Here is a 16,008-nt window from a genome sequence, read left to right as displayed (position 1 = left end):
GCCAGCGCTTATTAGTTTATGTGTTGCCTTCGAATCTAAGGGCATCGATTAATATTAAGGGGAATCCCCAAGGTCGTTAATATGAAAAAAATAGCTTTAGCCTCGATACCTTTCTTTCTTCTAGGGTGTACAACATTAGATTCTAATAGTGATTTTTCCGATGCGGTTAAGCGCATAGATAGCAAGCAAAACTACAAGGTAGTGATAGGTGAATCTCTAACACCTGACGTGATAAAAGTAAATCAAGGGCAGTTGGTTAATTCTTCACTTGAGTTGAATTACGTTCAGCCTTATGGAAATAATTCCGCTCCAGATTCATACATTACAATGGAGCTACAGTATTTTAAGAACTACAACGAGTATCGAACCGCATTTGTCCAAGGGACTGAAGAAAAGGTTAAATTAAAGCCTTATGCAGCGGCTGCAGAAACTTGTAGCGATATTTGTACGCAAACACAATACATCCAATTTCCTATTGAAAGTGATTCTTTTGATCAGGCCCCATATAAGGACTTAGTTTTTGATGTCCAGGCATCAAATTCTAATAGTATTTCTTTCTCTATTCCTGCAGGCTACATCGAAGCGATTGTAAAAACAGCTAAAGAGCGTTCAGCTTCCCAGACTGCGATTGTGGCCACATCAACAGCTGTTGTGACACCACCAGTAGAAGCTGGGCCTACAACCAAAGCAGTTGATATGTCTAATTATTGGTTTAAGGAAATCCCTGTCGACGAACGAGATTCTACCATTTCGTGGGCTGTTGCTAATCGCAATGGAGTAAAGAATAGTATCGACACAACTTCAAAAGAAGTTGAGATGTTCAGCTATTGGTTCGAAAAAGCGTCAAACGACGAGAGAAATTTAATTATTAAATCATTACTCGATTACTAAATTCCTTGAAAGGAGCCTAACGGCTCCTTTTTTAATAGTGTACTTTCCCATTGCTGTGTTTACAGATAATGATTGGTACATGTTCAACCACTCCGTTATTTGATTCACACTTTACGATTGGACCTGAAGCTGTGCTTCCAACGTTCTGAGCCGATACAGAGAAACTAAAAAGTAAACTACACGCAAATGCTAAAAAATATTTCATAATGACACCTCACTTAAAATCCCTTCAAATAAGAGATACTCATTAGTATGTGAACTATTTCTCAAAGATCAAAAAAATATAAAAATTTCTTATAAAAAATAACAATCGATAGTTTGGTTAAATTAATCAGTAACTTATTGAAATTACGTAGCGCCTATTTGTTGAAATTTGCTCGTTTAACTTAAAAGTCAGCGAAACTGACCATAATTCGCAAGCTTTATTTTCTCTTATTATCTTTGCTACGCCTCGAGTGTATTTGGGTGTATGATTACGAGTGTAATATGATGATTTATGAGTGAGGAAAACGGCCTTACTCAGCTAATGATTTGAGTAATATCATGAATATAAGTGAAGTTGCTAAGCTAACCAACCTATCCACGAAGTCGATTCGTCTGTACGAAGATAAAGGCGTGATTTCTGAGCCAATGCGTTCAGAAAATGGCTATCGAACCTATACTCAGAAGCAATTAAAAGAGTTGAGCGTGGTTGCCAAGGCAAGAAGCGCCGGATTTTCTTTAGAAGAGTGTAAAGAATTGGTCGCTTTAGCTGACAACCCTTGCCGAGAAAGTGCCGATGTCAAAGCTAAGGCTCAAAGTAAGCTTGATGAAGTGAATCGAAAAATTTCGGATTTGATGGCGATAAAGACAACATTAGAGGGGTGGGTTGAGAAGTGTCCTGGAGATACTAACAGTCATTGCCCGATCATTAATGATCTGGTCGATGAGCAATAGATTAGGCCATTAGCATAGTACGTTGTGTTCACATACATCCTAATGGCCTAGGGCCTAGTGATTACTTGTTTACTGGTGCGATAGTGAGAACAATACCATCAACCGCTGTGACCACAACTTCGGTTCCTGCGGTTATGTCAGTCGCAGTAATGGCTGACCAAGTTGTATCGCCGAGTCGGATTCGACATTTACCTTTCTGGATATCATCTTCCAATCGAGTCGTTTTTCCTATCAACTGCTTATCGCGCTGATTGAGAACTCGAGCTTTATCTGACTTACGATCACTTTTGAGTTGTCGACGCCACCATAGCCAGGTGGTGATTAGAGAGAAACTGGCGAAAGAGAGCCATTGCATTTGCCAGCTCAGCGGTAAAGCGCCAAGTAGTGCGCCGACAATCATTGCTGAGATGCCAATCCAGAGAAAGTACCCTGCAGTGCCCAATAGCTCTAATCCAAGTAGCAGTAAGCCAAAAGCAAGCCAGTGCCAGTGGTTCACCTGATCTAACAGTTCAATCATCAGCTACTCCTTGTTATTTGTTCCTTTGTGAGAAAACATCTCAGCAATACCCGCAACTGAGCCCATTAGCCCCGATGCTTCTAGTGGCAGCATGATGATCTTACCATTTTCTGCTTGACCAATCGATTTAAGCGCATCGGTATAACCTTGAGCGATAAAGTAGTTTACCGCTTGCATGTCACCTTGGGCTATCGCCGTAGATACCATTTCCGTTGCTTTCGCTTCTGCTTCTGCAGCACGCTCACGCGCCTCTGCTTGAAGGATAGCCGCTTGCTTTTCACCTTCTGCTTTTAAGATTTCTGACTGCTTGTGACCCTCAGCCTTTAGGATCTCAGCTTGTCGCACACCTTCTGCCTCTAGGATGTCAGCACGTTTGTTACGCTCAGCTTTCATTTGTGCGTTCATTGCTGCGGTCAGATCCGCTGGTGGTTGCACGTCTTTGATTTCGATACGAGTGACTTTGACGCCCCAAGGATTGGTGGCTTCATCAACGATGTTTAATAGCTTGCTGTTGATCATGTCACGTTGGCTTAGCATTTCATCCAGTTCCATTGAGCCAAGGACGGTACGAATGTTAGTGAGCGTTAGGTTGCGAATTGCGTGCTCAAGATCGTTAACCTCATAAGCGGCTCTTGCCGCATCGATCACCTGTACGAAACAGACTGCATCGATAACAACGTTCGCGTTGTCTTTAGAGATAACTTCTTGTGCTGGAATATCTAATACACGTTCCATCATGTTGATCTTTTGACCAATGCTATCAATGAATGGAATGATCAAATTCAAACCAGGTTTGAGGGTGTGGGTATAACGACCGAAACGTTCAACGGTCCAGTTGTTCCCCTGAGGGACGGTTTTTACACCAGCGAAAATAAATAGAAGGGCAACAACGGTGAAGCCGCCGATAGTAATCAGAGTATCAATAGCCATACAAAATCCTTGTTTAAACGAGTCTTCAATTTTACTTTTAAAGATAGTGGCTTAATTTTGTACTCTGAGCAAATTTATAAATGAGAAATGGGCCATAAAACATTGATTTTATGGCCCATTTTGAATTCTTATCGCTTGATTGTTTCGCTAAATTATTGAGTGTTTACGCAGTAATTGAGCCTAGTAGAGTAGCGAGTAGAGCTGTCTACGGTACTTACTCGCACTGGCGTTACCTTGGCCAAGTGCACTTAGAATATCCATAAAGCTTTTCTTCATGTCACCGTCTAGTGCGTTTAAGTCTTTCACTAGATATGACCACAGCAACTCAAGCGCTTCTTCACTTCGATTGACTTGGTGATATTGCAGTGCGAGTTCCGCAGCGATTTTCGCATCGCTAGGGTTAGCTTGTAGGTTCGCTTCTAATGCTTGGATCTCAGGACTATCGGCAGCTTGTTTGTGCAGTTCGAGTTTTGCCACTAAGCCTTTGAAGTAGTTGTCTTGGTATTCTAGCGGGATAGCTGCGAGTTGTGCTTCCGCCAATTCAAACTGTTGCGTTTCTAGAAGACATTCGGCAATCGCTAGTTTCACTTCGCCTTTACTGGTGAGCTCTTCTGGCAACTGCTGCATTGCAGTCAGAGCTTGTAGGTGTTCTCCTGCTTGCATCTGCTCCAAAGCTTGACGAAGCGCTAATTCATCTTGGCTAGGAAGATGCTTGCTTAGCATGCCAACAATCGCTTCTAAAGTTTGAGGACCACCTAGGCCGTCTACTGGCTGTCCATTAACGAATAGAGCAATAGTAGGCAGTGCTTGTACACCAAATTGGCTCGCAATCGCTTGTTCTTGCTCGCAGTTTAGTAATGCCAAGGTAAATGTACCATTGTACTGCTGGGTAAGCGTTTGCAGATCAGGGATGATCTGAGCGCTCTCTTGGCTCATTGGTGCCCAAAAATGGATCAGAACAGGTGTCTGCATCGAACCTTCTAATACCTGACGAAAGTTCTGTTCATTGAGTTCAACAATATGCGGCGATTGCATCGGCGTTCCTTGAGTTTAATTGAGTGCTAACAACACTATGGGGGCAATCATCGTAATTTCAAGGTGAAAAGGATAAGAGGAATTAGAGGCTAATAATAAAAAACGCTACGTTTTCGGCGCCGTTTATTAGGGCGCGAAAGCATAGCGTCATTTACCAATCAGGTTGGAGGTGCAATCCCTTTTAGTACTCAAAACAGTAAAAATAGGGTGATGGCAACACTCACACCAACCCAGTTTAAGGTGTTAAGAGTCATGAATGTACCTTCAATGGATACATCAAGCAGGGACGCTTGATGCTACGATGTGAATCATGACATCTTATTGTTACGAACAAATTACATCGTTACATTATTTTTGCGATTTATTCGATTATTTGTTGTTAGGCTGCTTTACGTAAAATCGGGTCCAGCCAACGGTTGGGTAGCAGGCGTTTTAGGATCGCAAAGATCTTTGTTGGCGTCGTGACTCGATAGCGTAGTTTGGGCTTGTCGGCAGTGAGTGCATGATAGGCAGGCTCAACGCAGCTTTCAGGAGGAAGCACGAAACGGTTGCCGGATGTTTCGTTTTCCAGTCTCTGTTGTTGCTGTTGATAGTACTGACTGTGAACACTACTGGTTGGATTAATCCAACGATTGAATGCGACCAGAGCGTTGCGTCGAAACTCCGTCTCAATCGGACCTGGTTGAAGCAGGGAAATGTGGATACCGCTACCATGAAGCTCAAGCCTTAGGGTATCTGTCCATCCCTCAATCGCAAACTTAGAAGCATTGTAAGCACCCCGATATTTCATCGCTGCGAAACCAAGTACTGAGCTGTTTTGAATGATTCGTCCTTCACCACGTTCACGCATACTAGGAAGCACTAAGCGAATCAGATGATGCCAGCCGAAAAAATTGGTTTGGAATTGGTCGCGTAACCCTTGCGTTGGTAGATCTTCTAACGCGCCCGGTTGGCCATAAGCGCCATTATTAAATACGGCATATAGGCCATTAGGGGCCAACTCGAATGCTTGTTCGATGCCTCGTTCAATACTCTGTTCATTGTTGAGATCGAGTTGAATGCAATCTAACCCTTCCTGCTGCAGTTTTATGACATCTTGCTCGTTGCGGCACGATGCAATCACATGAAAGCCTCGTTGTTTGAGGGCGTGAGCACAGGTGTAGCCAATACCGGTTGAGCATCCAGTAATCAATATTGATTTCGTCACGGGGGTTCCTTTCCTAGGGTCTGTTACCTTTCCTTAGGTTAAAGGAATTAGTCTTGATGTTGTAACAAGTTTTTCAATGCAGGTTCAATTCTTGAGTAACTGAATATAAAGCCCATTTCAGTGAGTTTCTTTGGTTTAGCGCGAATGCTGTCAAACAGTAGGCATGAGGATTCGCCCATCATTAATGACATAGCCCACTTCGGCGTGAATAAGATGTGTGGTCGACCAAGCTGCTTGGCTAGGGTGCGACTGAACTGTTTGTTGGTTGCAGGGTGAGGGGCGCACATATTGAATTCCCCTTGAGCGTGGGGGGTTTTGAGCAAGTGGTTGATTGCTCGAATCATATCGAGAAGGTGGATCCAGGGCATATATTGGTTACCTGAACCTAACGGCCCACCCAAACCAAGCTTATACGGCAGTAGCATTTTCTTTAGTGCGCCGCCGTGTTCTCCCAAGACAATCCCCGTTCTGAGTAGCACGACTCTGGTGTTTTCTGATTGAGCACGCTTGGCTATCTCTTCCCAGTGCGCACACACCTTATGCGGGAAGCTATCGTCTGAAACATGCAGAGCCTCGTCAAAAGGGTGTTCTTGTTGATCGCCGTAATAACCGACGGCGGACCCACTAATAAACACGCTCGGTGGGTTAGTACTTGCGTGAATCAGTTCCACGATTTTCTCGGTAATGTGCCAACGACTTTGACAGATACGCTCTTTCTGTTGTGAGCTCCAGCGTTTATCGGCAATGGGTTCACCAGCTAAATTTATTACCGCGTCAAAGTTATTCAGATCAGAAAGCTCATCCAACGATGTGATGTAGTGAAGATTATTTTGATTGAGGTGGCTGAGTGCGCTCTGTGCTTTTGACGGATCTCTAGTGAGCAGTGTCACTTCGTCTGTCTGCCAGCTTTTGATCAATTCTGAGCCAATAAACCCAGTGCCACCCGTCAACAATATCTTCATACCAACCTCCTCTTAATTTATTAATTATAGACCCGGCTTGTTTTAGTCTGCCAACCAATACGCAGAAAACTATATAACGATCATAAGGTTTCATTCATGTGATAGCGCAAAGAGTGGAATAGATTGCGCGTTAACTTTAGTGGGTGGTTGTGTTCACAGTTTAGCGAAAATGTTTCAATATGTTACTGAGTGCTTAATGCGAGTCACATAACAACGAAGGATAATTTGTCATGCTTATTTGAGAAGTAACACTCACTGTGTGGTTAATTTGCCCGCACTAACTCGATAGCCAAGGAGATTTGATGACAGCGATACTTGCTTTGATGAAAGCCATGCTCGGTAGCCTAAGAGATTTGCTGCCCATTGTCGTTGTTATTGCATTCTTTCAGCTGGTGGTGCTGCAAGAGCCACTCCCAAATCTATTTTCAATCTTAAGTGGTCTGTTACTCGTTGTACTGGGGTTGACCTTTTTTATCTTTGGACTGGAAATGGGACTCTTTCCTATTGGTGAGTCGATGGCACAGGCGTTTGCTCGCAAGGGTAGCGTCATGTGGCTGTTGATTTTTGCATTCTGTTTGGGTTTTGGCACCACTATCGCTGAACCCGCATTGACAGCAGTCGCTGATGAGGCTGCAGAAGTCGCGGCAGAAGGTGGGGTGATTCCTAATTCTAACCAAGAGATGGAAGAGTATGCCAACGGCCTCCGTGTCACAGTAGCTCTCTCTGTTGGACTAGCGATCGTGCTTGGCGTGCTGCGTATCCTGAAAGGTTGGCCGATCCATTTCATGATCATTGGCGGCTATGTGGGCGTCGTCATCCTGACAGCATTTGCTCCAGAAAACATAATCGGTATCGCCTATGACTCGGGTGGGGTAACCACATCAACTATTACCGTCCCTCTTGTCACAGCTTTAGGGGTTGGGCTGGCTTCTTCGATAAAAGGCCGTAACCCTATGATTGATGGCTTTGGCCTGATCGCCTTCGCCTCTCTACTGCCAATGATGTTTGTGATGGTATATGGGATGGTGATCGCATGATGAGTTTGAACCTATTTATCGATACATTTTTAGGCACTGTGACAGATGTGATACCGATTGCGGCTATCATTTTCGGCTTTCAGTTGGCCGTTCTTCGCAAGCCTGTTACCAATCTGATTAGAGTCATTCTTGGCTTTTTTTACGTCATACTGGGTTTAACGCTTTTCTTAATGGGGCTAGAACTTGCCTTGTTCCCATTGGGAGAGACGATGGCAATGCAGCTGACGGCTCCAGACTTTTTGAGTAACTTTAAATTCAGCGATGGTCAGCAGCTTGGTTGGTTTGACTATTATTGGGTCTATCTTTTCGCTTTCTTTATCGGCTTTAGTACCACGATAGCCGAGCCTTCACTTATCGCAGTTGCTATTAAGGCGAATCAGGTCTCAGGTGGCAGTATTAGCGTCAATGGGCTTCGTATTGCCGTCGCCTTAGGGGTGGCCATTGGTATCTCTTTAGGGAGCTATCGGATTGTCGCGGGCGATCCTATTCATTACTACATTATTTGTGGCTATGTGGTGGTGGTCATTCAGACATTTTATGCACCGAAGCTGATTGTGCCCCTAGCGTATGATTCAGGAGGTGTAACGACATCCACGGTTACAGTACCTTTGGTTACCGCATTAGGACTCGGTTTAGCTTCGACTGTCCCTGGTCGAAACCCAGTTATAGACGGCTTTGGTTTGATCGCTTTTGCCAGCCTCTTCCCAATTATTTCTGTCATGTGTTACGCACAAATCACTCAATGGCTCAATCAATCACAGCGGACAGAACCAGAGAAAGCTCAGCCACAAGAAGTTCAATCACAAGAATATAAGGAGCAGTAGATGCGTTTCAAACTCATTTTAGCCTTTGTTGAAGACAGTAAGACGGACATCGTTCTTGATGCGGCGCGCGGTGCTGGGGCGACAGGCGCAACGGTGATCAGCAATGCTCGTGGAGAAGGGCTTAATCAAAAGCGAACATTTTTTGGGTTAACGCTAGAGGTCCAGAAAGACGTAGTTTTATTTGTCGTTGAGGAGCACTTGTCTCGCCATATTCTAGAAACCATCAGTGAGGTGGGCGAATTCGACCAAGAATCGGGACAGGGGATTGCGGTACAGATCGACGTTGAGGATGCCGTCGGCGTAGCCCACCAAGTTGAAACATTAACCAAGGTTGTTGAGGACAAGCTATGAGCGAACAACAAACAATGTGCGTCGCTGACGTAATGGCGAATACCTACATTATTGTGGATGGATTGATCACCGTTGATGAAGCGATCAGGTTAGCTAGGCAGCATCAGGTCAAAGCGCTCATCGTTGATAAACGTCACGATGGTGATGAGTACGGTATTGTGTTGATGAATGATATTGCTAAACAGGTCTTGGCCAAGAATCGAGCGCCGCAACGGACTAATATCTACGAAATCATGACTAAGCCCGCGTTGAGTGTATCAGCGGATATGAATGTTAAGTATTGCGCTCGATTGTTTGAACGTTTCGGTGTGAGCCGAGCTCCGGTAATTCAAGAGGGAAAAATAATCGGCATGGTCAGTTACAATAATATCGTGATAAATGGCATGGCGAAGGATGACGTGAAGTAAGTGTAACCGTACAATAGGCCCATAGTTTTTATGGAGATGTGCGCGTGAAATTATTTTTTGCTTCAGACTTACATGGTTCGCTACCAGCAACTGAAAAAGTGCTAGAGCTATACAAGGCATCCGGTGCCCAATACTTAGTGCTATTGGGCGATACCCTAAACCATGGGCCAAGAAACCCAGTTCCTGAAGGTTACAATCCTCCAGCTGTTGCGGATAAATTAAATGAGTTTGCTTCGCAGATTATTGCAGTACGAGGTAACTGCGATAGTGAAGTGGATCAGATGCTGCTTTCTTTCCCTATGATGATGGATTACTCGTGGGTGTTGTTGCCTACTGGACAGCGTATCTTTCTGACTCATGGTCATCTGTATAACACCAACAAGCGTCCGCCATTGAATTCAGGTGACGTTATTGCTCATGGCCATACTCATATCCCAGTTGCAGAGTACCAAGATGAAATTTTCATCTTTAATCCAAGCTCTGTCACCTTTCCTCGTGATGGCCACCCAGCCAGTTATGGTCTCTATGAGAACGGATTGTTTTCGGTCGTGAGTTTCGATGGCGAAGTGTTGAAAAGCTGCGCTCTATAAGAGAATCTGCTTTTAAGCTACTTTATAACCCAGTCTGAAACACAGGGTCTGAGATTATTTTGAATCGACGTGGCCCAAATCTCGCTCTGGAGCAATAATATTACGAACTCTCTGTTTGAGTATTTTTGCTTCAGGGAATCCACCTTCGGCTTTTCTGTCCCAGATTTGTACTCCATTACAAAAAATCTCGAATCGACCACCTGTATCTGGACAAAGCGTTACTGCGCCAAGCTCTTCACTAAAGGTGTGCAGAAGCTCTTGAGATAACCAGCTAGCGCGCAACATCCAATTACACTGGCGGCAGTAATAGATAGTGACTGTTGGCTTATCAGAAGCTTGATTAAGAGTAGATTGTTCCATGTCGTGTTCTCTCATCGATGGTATGGATTCGTTCGTTTTACCAAATATATAGTCATAGATAGCAAAAAGGGGCGTAATGCCCCTTTTTTATCGTAATTGTTGAGTGACTTAGTTAGAAAACAATACTGTAGAACCGTGGTTCAAGCTAGTTAATAACAGTGCCTTTGGATTTACGATATCAATTCTTCTACTTTGCTCAGCATCCATTTTGATGACTTGAGTGATCAAATCCAGCTGCTGTTGTGAGAAGTCTTGGCGCTGCGCCGAAGTCACATCTTTAAACTCAGTTGGTGATACTAGTAAGTAGTTGTCGTTGATGTCCCACTGTCCAGTCTCTGAAATGTTGATGACATTGGCTGGTGCCGTTTCTGTACCGTACAGTCTAACAATCGACATTCTTAGATATGTGCCGTTTGGTAGATACTTAGCATTTGAAGATAGCTCTACCTTACGCAGTGGACCAATTGTGTCTTCTTGCTTGTTTTCAGTAATGAGAGTCACCATCTTTGACTGCCACTCATGTGCAGTTAAAAGGCGCTCAACCTTGGCATCGCTGCCCCAATACAACCAACCGCTGAATAGTGCAGAAGCTACGAGTAACGCGAGTGAGATTTTTAATTTCATATTACTGGTCACCCTTACAAATTTCACTTAGGTCAGTTTGGTTAGCGTAAAGTCTTAGTGTGATGTTCTCACTTGAGTACTCTTGCGCATGGATGTAGTTAAGAGCCAAGTTATTGGTTTGGCCGCCAGTCGCAATGATCTGTGTCGGCTTGAGCTGACCACCATGCTCTGCATTGTAGTGCGTGACACATTTTTCAATCGCAGGAATCCAGCCCGATAAATCTGGGTGATTAATTGGTGATTGGATCTGTACACCGTCTACTTCTGTCAACGTTCGGAACTCAGACTCAGCAGGATTCGTAAACGTAACAACTAAGATCGGCAGTAGAATCGCTAAGAAGCACAGTGCGCGATATAGCCATTTATTTTCATCAGGTGAAGCTGCATTAGCGTTAGCATTTTGGCTAGGGACTTCAGGCTTAGCGGCTGGTGTTGGAGATACAACTGGCTCAACAGGTGCTGCTTCAACGGCCTCTTCAACTGGAGTTTGTGCCGAACTCACTGCTTCCGCTGCAACTTCTTGTTTTTCCATTGAAGCGGTTTGATCGCTTGATGAAAACGGCGCTGAACGTTCTACTGTAGCAATAAACTGGTAACCGCGCTTTGGCACAGTTTTTACAAACTCAGGGGATTTGGTTGAGTCTTTGAGCATTTTACGCAGCGTAGAGATTGCTTGAGTTAGGCTTGAGTCATCAACCTCGAAACCTTGGTCGCGCCATACGTATTCGTGAAGTTCGTTTCGAGTGATCACTTCATTCGGTCTTTCTGAAAGCATAAGGAGAATGCGGCTTTCATTGCTGCCTAAACGAACGATCTCGCCTTCGTTGGTCTGATCAACGAGGGAATTACTATTAGGGTCAAATACAAATCGCTGCGCGAGAATAAACTTTGTGCCGATATTGCTCATTGAACTCTTCTATGTTTTTGAGTGGTTTTTTGGATGCGAAATAGACAAATTGCGAAGGAATTCAGCTTCAATTCCATCTAAATCATGATTCTTTTATGTTCTTTTATATTTATGATCCTTAGCATAATAAAAACAGATCAAAAAAACAGTGTTTTTATGATTTTTGACCTTGAATTTACAATTGTCATCCTCATGTTAATGAACATGCTGGGGGGACAAACAGAACATCCTTCCGATTTTGACGTTTAAAGTATAGATGTTTTGGAGTAAAAATGAGCGAAACAGCAACGCAAAATAAAGAGACTCGTGGCTTTCAATCAGAAGTTAAGCAGTTGCTTCACTTGATGATTCACTCACTATATTCAAACAAAGAGATCTTCCTTCGTGAACTGATCTCAAATGCATCTGACGCTGCAGACAAGCTGCGTTTCCAAGCATTATCAAACGGTGATTTGTACCAAGGCGATGCTGACCTTGGCGTGAAGCTTTCTTTCGATGCTGACGCAAACACCCTAACCATTTCTGATAATGGTATTGGTATGAGCCGCGAAGATGTGATCGAGCATTTAGGTACGATCGCAAAATCAGGCACAGCAGACTTTTTCTCTAAGCTTTCTGAAGACCAAAGCAAAGACTCTCAATTGATTGGTCAATTCGGTGTTGGTTTTTACTCGGCATTTATCGTTGCGGACGCAGTAACTGTTCGTACTCGCGCTGCTGGCTTAGCAAACGACGAAGCGGTTCAATGGCACTCTGCGGGTGAAGGTGAGTACACAATTGAGACCATCTCAAAAGAGTCTCGTGGTACTGACATCATCCTTCACATGCGCGACGAAGGTAAAGAATTCCTAAATGAATGGCGTCTACGCGATGTAATCAGCAAATACTCTGACCATATCGGCATCCCAGTTTCGATTCTAACCGCAGTCAAAGATGACGAAGGTAAAGACACCGAAGAGAAGAAGTGGGAGCAAATCAACAAAGCTCAAGCGCTTTGGACTCGTAACAAGTCAGACATTACTAAAGAAGAGTACCAAGAGTTCTACAAGCATGTTTCTCACGACTTTGCTGACGCTCTGACTTGGAGCCACAACAAAGTTGAAGGTAAAAACGACTACACAAGCCTGCTTTACATCCCATCTAAAGCACCTTGGGACATGATGAACCGTGACCACAAGAGCGGCTTAAAGCTTTATGTACAACGTGTGTTCATCATGGATGACGCAGAGCAATTTATGCCATCTTACATGCGTTTCGTACGCGGCCTGATTGACTCAAACGATCTACCGCTGAACGTATCACGTGAAATTCTGCAAGATAACAAGGTAACTCAGTCTCTTCGTGGTGCATGTACCAAGCGTGTACTTACTATGCTTGAGCGCATGGCAAAAAATGACAACGAGAAGTACCTAGAGTTCTGGAAAGAGTTTGGCCTAGTAATGAAAGAAGGTCCAGCAGAAGACATGGCAAACAAAGAGAAGATTGCCGGCCTACTGCGCTTTGCTTCAACGGAAGTGGAGTCTTCTGAACAGGCAATCAGCCTAGCGTCTTACGTTGAGCGTATGAAAGAAGGTCAAGATAAGATCTACTACTTGACGGCAGACAGCTACACAGCAGCGAAGAACAGTCCTCACCTAGAGCAATTTAAAGCGAAAGGGATTGAGGTGGTACTGATGTTTGATCGTATCGACGAATTCTTGATGAACTACCTAACTGAGTTCGACGGTAAACAGTTCCAATCTATCACTAAGGCTGGCCTAGATCTAAGCAAGTTCGAAGGTGAAGAAGAGAAAGAAAAGCAGAAAGAGACAGAAGAAGAGTTCAAGTCTGTTATCGAGCGCACTCAATCTTACCTAGGTGATCGTGTTAAAGAGGTTCGTACAACGTTCAAGCTGGCAAACACACCAGCAGTTGTTGTTACCGATGATTTCGAAATGGGCACGCAAATGGCGAAGCTTCTTGAAGCTGCTGGTCAGGCGGCACCTGAAGTGAAATACATCTTCGAGATTAACCCTGAACATGCACTTGTTAAGCAAATGGCTGATGAAGCGGACGAACAAGCGTTTGGTCGCTGGGTTGAGCTTCTACTTGGTCAAGCAATGTTGGCAGAGAAGGGCTCAATGGAAGATCCATCACAGTTCTTGGGTGCAATCAATGAACTATTGTCGAAACGCTAAGCTTTCGACTTTGGGCTAAAAGTCTAATTGTATTAAAAAGCTCGCAAATGCGGGCTTTTTTAATGAACGTCGTTGAACGGTCGCCATTAGGTTAAAAAATATCAAGGAGTGAGGCATCGATCTTCAACCTTACATTCTTTAGTCTTAAATTCAGCCATAATGAATATTAATGTGGTAGAATGCTCGACCTAATCGGGTAGCAATCGTTAAATTGGTTTCTACCTGTATGATTTTTAAACGTTATACCGAAACTTACCGTTGTGCTTATTTTTGCAGTTTTTGAACTCTATTCGTCAACTGTGAAATCAAATAGTGAGCTTCGGTATAAATCATAATTTTATAAGAGGATTAAACATGCGCATCATTCTTCTAGGTGCTCCTGGCGCGGGTAAAGGCACTCAAGCAAACTTCATCATGAACAAATTTGGTATCCCTCAAATTTCAACTGGTGACATGCTACGTGCTGCTATCAAAGCGGGTACTGAGCTTGGTAAGCAAGCTAAATCAGTAATCGACGCTGGTCAGCTAGTTTCTGATGAAATTATCCTTGGTCTAATCAAAGAGCGTATCGCTCAAGATGACTGCGAAAAAGGTTTCCTACTTGACGGTTTCCCACGCACAATCCCACAAGCTGATGGCCTAAAAGAGATGGGTATCGCTGTAGATTACGTTGTTGAATTTGACGTAGCTGATGATGTGATTGTTGAGCGTATGGCTGGTCGTCGTGCTCACCTTCCTTCTGGCCGTACATACCACGTTGTGTACAACCCGCCTAAAGAAGAAGGTAAAGATGACGTAACTGGTGAAGAGCTAGTTGTACGTGATGACGACAAAGAAGAAACAGTTCGTGCTCGTCTAGGTGTTTACCATGAGCAAACAGCACCACTTATCGCTTACTACGGTAAAGAAGCTGAAGCGGGTAACACTAAGTACCTTAAATTTGACGGTACTAAGCAAGTTGCTGAAGTTAGTGCAGAACTTGAGAAAGCACTAGCATAATTGGCTAACAGCCAGTTTTATAATTTGATATATTGGAAGCGACCGGTTAGGTCGCTTTTTTTATATTGATGCTCAGTCAGGTTCGATTATGTAATCGCTAAAGTGGTTGTTAGATTACACAAAACGAGCTGAGAATTTGAATAGGTATATCAAGGTGATCCCTAGAGTAACTGGCTGAGTATAAAGCTTTCCAAATTTCATTAATGGTCTCAGGTATCTATGGAAAATAAAAAAAAGCAGGGTGTGTTGTTGGTGAACTTAGGGACACCTGATGCAGCAACGCCTGCAGCTGTGCGCCGTTTTTTAAGCGAATTTTTGCATGACAAGCGAGTTGTGAGCCTCACTCGCTGGCTTTGGTGCCCGATTCTTCATGGTGTGATCTTACCAATCCGCTCACCTAAAGTTGCAAAGCTCTACCATTCTGTGTGGATGGATCAAGGGTCGCCTCTGTTGGTTTATTCCCAACGTCAGGTCGCTAAGCTACAAGATAAATTGCAGATGCCAGTTGCGCTTGGTATGACTTATGGCAACCCAAGTCTAAAATCCGGTATTGAAGCCCTGATGGCGCAAGGTGTCGAAGAGGTCATTGTACTACCACTTTACCCTCAATATTCTGGTACAACGACGGCTGCAGTCTCTGACGGACTCACCAAAGCGTTCAAGCAACTGCCAGTGATACCGGGCTACCGCTTTATCCGTGATTACTACAGTCATCCAAGCTACGTTAAAGCTCTGGCTGAGAGTGTGAGAAAGCATTGGCGTGAAAATGGGCAAGGTGACCATCTTGTTTGTTCTTTCCACGGTATTCCGAAGCGTTTGGCTGACCAAGGTGATATTTATCCTCAACATTGTGAGAAAACGACCGAGTTGTTAGCTAAAGAGCTTGGTTTGTCTGCAGACAAGATTACCATGACGTATCAGTCGCGCTTTGGTCGTGAAGAGTGGCTAAAGCCATATACGGACGAAACGTTAGAAGAGTTGCCAAAGCAAGGCATTAAGAAGCTCGACATCATGGCTCCGGCGTTCTCTGTAGATTGCTTGGAAACATTGGAAGAGATCTCTGATCAATGCAAAGAGACCTTCATTGAAGCTGGTGGCGAAGCCTTCAGTTATATTAAGTGCCTCAACGACAATGAAGAACACATCCAAATGATGGCAGAACTCGTCGAGATGCATCGATAGTTAAACGGCATTATTGAAAACAGAAAAGGAGTGACTCACAGAGCCACTCCTTTTTATTTATCTACTGTTTGT

At 44.0% G+C, this 16,008-nt stretch carries 18 protein-coding genes; 10 read left to right on the top strand and 8 right to left on the bottom strand.

Translation table 11 applies throughout. The annotated features are described in order from the left end of the window. Nucleotides 1-81 precede the first annotated feature (81 nt). Both FIV04_RS10840 and cueR read left to right on the top strand, forming a co-directional pair. Nucleotides 82-891 carry a DUF2057 domain-containing protein gene (locus FIV04_RS10840; protein ID WP_152469126.1) on the top strand — a complete coding sequence of 270 codons (810 nt, stop codon included), beginning with the start codon at nucleotides 82-84 and terminating at the stop codon, nucleotides 889-891. A gap of 543 nt (nucleotides 892-1,434) precedes the next feature. After that, nucleotides 1,435-1,827 carry a Cu(I)-responsive transcriptional regulator gene (gene cueR / locus FIV04_RS10835; protein WP_150869084.1) on the top strand — a complete coding sequence of 131 codons (393 nt, stop codon included), beginning with the start codon at nucleotides 1,435-1,437 and terminating at the stop codon, nucleotides 1,825-1,827. Between the two features lie 61 nt (nucleotides 1,828-1,888). Here the strand turns inward: cueR and FIV04_RS10830 are convergent, their stop codons facing one another. The 5 genes from FIV04_RS10830 to FIV04_RS10810 all read right to left on the bottom strand — a co-directional run bounded on the left by FIV04_RS10830 (nucleotide 1,889) and on the right by FIV04_RS10810 (nucleotide 6,478). Continuing rightward, complete coding sequence (locus tag FIV04_RS10830; RefSeq protein ID WP_032551824.1) at nucleotides 1,889-2,344, bottom strand: NfeD family protein; 456 nt, start codon at nucleotides 2,342-2,344, stop codon at nucleotides 1,889-1,891. A gap of 3 nt (nucleotides 2,345-2,347) precedes the next feature. Next, a complete protein-coding gene (locus FIV04_RS10825) occupies nucleotides 2,348-3,274 on the bottom strand; it encodes an SPFH domain-containing protein (RefSeq protein ID WP_032551825.1) in 927 nt (308 codons plus the stop codon). A gap of 180 nt (nucleotides 3,275-3,454) precedes the next feature. Continuing rightward, nucleotides 3,455-4,309 (bottom strand): co-chaperone YbbN, encoded by an 855-nt coding sequence (locus tag FIV04_RS10820; protein WP_152469125.1) that lies wholly within the window; start codon nucleotides 4,307-4,309, stop codon nucleotides 3,455-3,457. Nucleotides 4,310-4,688: 379 nt separating this feature from the next. After that, on the bottom strand, nucleotides 4,689-5,516 hold the full coding sequence (locus FIV04_RS10815; RefSeq protein WP_152469124.1) for an SDR family oxidoreductase: 828 nt from the start codon (nucleotides 5,514-5,516) through the stop codon (nucleotides 4,689-4,691). A 47-nt stretch (nucleotides 5,517-5,563) separates the two neighbouring features. Beyond that, nucleotides 5,564-6,478, bottom strand: a complete 915-nt coding sequence (locus FIV04_RS10810) for a TIGR01777 family oxidoreductase (protein ID WP_152469123.1) — start codon at nucleotides 6,476-6,478, stop codon at nucleotides 5,564-5,566. Between the two features lie 302 nt (nucleotides 6,479-6,780). On the opposite strand from FIV04_RS10810, the gene FIV04_RS10805 reads away from it, so the two are divergent. Genes FIV04_RS10805 through yfcE form a run of 5 tightly spaced genes read left to right on the top strand, consistent with a single transcriptional unit; the run spans nucleotide 6,781 to nucleotide 9,687 of the window. Then, a complete protein-coding gene (locus FIV04_RS10805) occupies nucleotides 6,781-7,515 on the top strand; it encodes a DUF1538 domain-containing protein (RefSeq protein WP_032551829.1) in 735 nt (244 codons plus the stop codon). Then, nucleotides 7,512-8,339, top strand: coding sequence for a DUF1538 domain-containing protein (locus FIV04_RS10800; protein WP_152469122.1), 828 nt, complete (start codon nucleotides 7,512-7,514; stop codon nucleotides 8,337-8,339). The genes FIV04_RS10805 and FIV04_RS10800 overlap by 4 nt, the downstream gene beginning before the upstream one ends. Beyond that, nucleotides 8,340-8,690 (top strand): P-II family nitrogen regulator, encoded by a 351-nt coding sequence (locus FIV04_RS10795; RefSeq protein ID WP_150869079.1) that lies wholly within the window; start codon nucleotides 8,340-8,342, stop codon nucleotides 8,688-8,690. Beyond that, nucleotides 8,687-9,097, top strand: coding sequence for a CBS domain-containing protein (locus FIV04_RS10790; RefSeq protein ID WP_032551831.1), 411 nt, complete (start codon nucleotides 8,687-8,689; stop codon nucleotides 9,095-9,097). The genes FIV04_RS10795 and FIV04_RS10790 overlap by 4 nt, the downstream gene beginning before the upstream one ends. Nucleotides 9,098-9,141: 44 nt before the next feature. Further along, on the top strand, nucleotides 9,142-9,687 hold the full coding sequence (gene yfcE / locus FIV04_RS10785; protein ID WP_152469121.1) for a phosphodiesterase: 546 nt from the start codon (nucleotides 9,142-9,144) through the stop codon (nucleotides 9,685-9,687). A gap of 54 nt (nucleotides 9,688-9,741) precedes the next feature. Here the strand turns inward: yfcE and FIV04_RS10780 are convergent, their stop codons facing one another. From FIV04_RS10780 to FIV04_RS10770, 3 genes are all read right to left on the bottom strand, one after another. Beyond that, nucleotides 9,742-10,047, bottom strand: coding sequence for a SelT/SelW/SelH family protein (locus FIV04_RS10780; RefSeq protein ID WP_150869077.1), 306 nt, complete (start codon nucleotides 10,045-10,047; stop codon nucleotides 9,742-9,744). Nucleotides 10,048-10,155: 108 nt separating this feature from the next. After that, complete coding sequence (locus FIV04_RS10775) at nucleotides 10,156-10,671, bottom strand: regulatory protein ToxS (RefSeq protein WP_032551835.1); 516 nt, start codon at nucleotides 10,669-10,671, stop codon at nucleotides 10,156-10,158. Between the two features lies 1 nt (nucleotide 10,672). Continuing rightward, entirely contained in the window at nucleotides 10,673-11,578 is a 906-nt protein-coding gene (locus tag FIV04_RS10770; RefSeq protein ID WP_152469120.1) for a transcriptional regulator, read from the bottom strand. A gap of 272 nt (nucleotides 11,579-11,850) precedes the next feature. On the opposite strand from FIV04_RS10770, the gene htpG reads away from it, so the two are divergent. From htpG to hemH, 3 genes are all read left to right on the top strand, one after another. Beyond that, nucleotides 11,851-13,755 (top strand): molecular chaperone HtpG, encoded by a 1,905-nt coding sequence (htpG, locus tag FIV04_RS10765; RefSeq protein WP_150869074.1) that lies wholly within the window; start codon nucleotides 11,851-11,853, stop codon nucleotides 13,753-13,755. A gap of 354 nt (nucleotides 13,756-14,109) precedes the next feature. Next, entirely contained in the window at nucleotides 14,110-14,754 is a 645-nt protein-coding gene (gene adk / locus FIV04_RS10760; RefSeq protein ID WP_032551838.1) for an adenylate kinase, read from the top strand. A gap of 219 nt (nucleotides 14,755-14,973) precedes the next feature. Next, nucleotides 14,974-15,936, top strand: a complete 963-nt coding sequence (gene hemH, locus FIV04_RS10755; protein ID WP_152469119.1) for a ferrochelatase — start codon at nucleotides 14,974-14,976, stop codon at nucleotides 15,934-15,936. Nucleotides 15,937-16,008 lie beyond the last annotated feature (72 nt).

It is taken from the genome of Vibrio sp. THAF190c, from assembly GCF_009363355.1.
Classification (GTDB): Bacteria; Pseudomonadota; Gammaproteobacteria; order Enterobacterales; family Vibrionaceae; genus Vibrio; species Vibrio fortis_A.
Note: the sequence above shows the minus strand (reverse complement) of the source record. Positions and strands in the feature narration are given on the sequence as shown.

Excerpts from the sequence above, each read along its gene's own strand:
- FIV04_RS10840 (WP_152469126.1), top strand. The coding sequence starts at position 82 with ATGAAAAAAATAGCTTTAGCCTCGATACCTTTCTTTCTTCTAGGGTGT.
- cueR (WP_150869084.1), top strand. The coding sequence starts at position 1,435 with ATGAATATAAGTGAAGTTGCTAAGCTAACCAACCTATCCACGAAGTCG.
- FIV04_RS10830 (WP_032551824.1), bottom strand. The coding sequence starts at position 2,344 with ATGATTGAACTGTTAGATCAGGTGAACCACTGGCACTGGCTTGCTTTT.
- FIV04_RS10825 (WP_032551825.1), bottom strand. The coding sequence starts at position 3,274 with ATGGCTATTGATACTCTGATTACTATCGGCGGCTTCACCGTTGTTGCC.
- FIV04_RS10820 (WP_152469125.1), bottom strand. The coding sequence starts at position 4,309 with ATGCAATCGCCGCATATTGTTGAACTCAATGAACAGAACTTTCGTCAG.
- FIV04_RS10810 (WP_152469123.1), bottom strand. The coding sequence starts at position 6,478 with ATGAAGATATTGTTGACGGGTGGCACTGGGTTTATTGGCTCAGAATTG.
- FIV04_RS10805 (WP_032551829.1), top strand. The coding sequence starts at position 6,781 with ATGACAGCGATACTTGCTTTGATGAAAGCCATGCTCGGTAGCCTAAGA.
- FIV04_RS10800 (WP_152469122.1), top strand. The coding sequence starts at position 7,512 with ATGATGAGTTTGAACCTATTTATCGATACATTTTTAGGCACTGTGACA.
- FIV04_RS10795 (WP_150869079.1), top strand. The coding sequence starts at position 8,340 with ATGCGTTTCAAACTCATTTTAGCCTTTGTTGAAGACAGTAAGACGGAC.
- FIV04_RS10790 (WP_032551831.1), top strand. The coding sequence starts at position 8,687 with ATGAGCGAACAACAAACAATGTGCGTCGCTGACGTAATGGCGAATACC.
- FIV04_RS10780 (WP_150869077.1), bottom strand. The coding sequence starts at position 10,047 with ATGGAACAATCTACTCTTAATCAAGCTTCTGATAAGCCAACAGTCACT.
- FIV04_RS10775 (WP_032551835.1), bottom strand. The coding sequence starts at position 10,671 with ATGAAATTAAAAATCTCACTCGCGTTACTCGTAGCTTCTGCACTATTC.
- FIV04_RS10770 (WP_152469120.1), bottom strand. The coding sequence starts at position 11,578 with ATGAGCAATATCGGCACAAAGTTTATTCTCGCGCAGCGATTTGTATTT.
- htpG (WP_150869074.1), top strand. The coding sequence starts at position 11,851 with ATGAGCGAAACAGCAACGCAAAATAAAGAGACTCGTGGCTTTCAATCA.
- adk (WP_032551838.1), top strand. The coding sequence starts at position 14,110 with ATGCGCATCATTCTTCTAGGTGCTCCTGGCGCGGGTAAAGGCACTCAA.
- hemH (WP_152469119.1), top strand. The coding sequence starts at position 14,974 with ATGGAAAATAAAAAAAAGCAGGGTGTGTTGTTGGTGAACTTAGGGACA.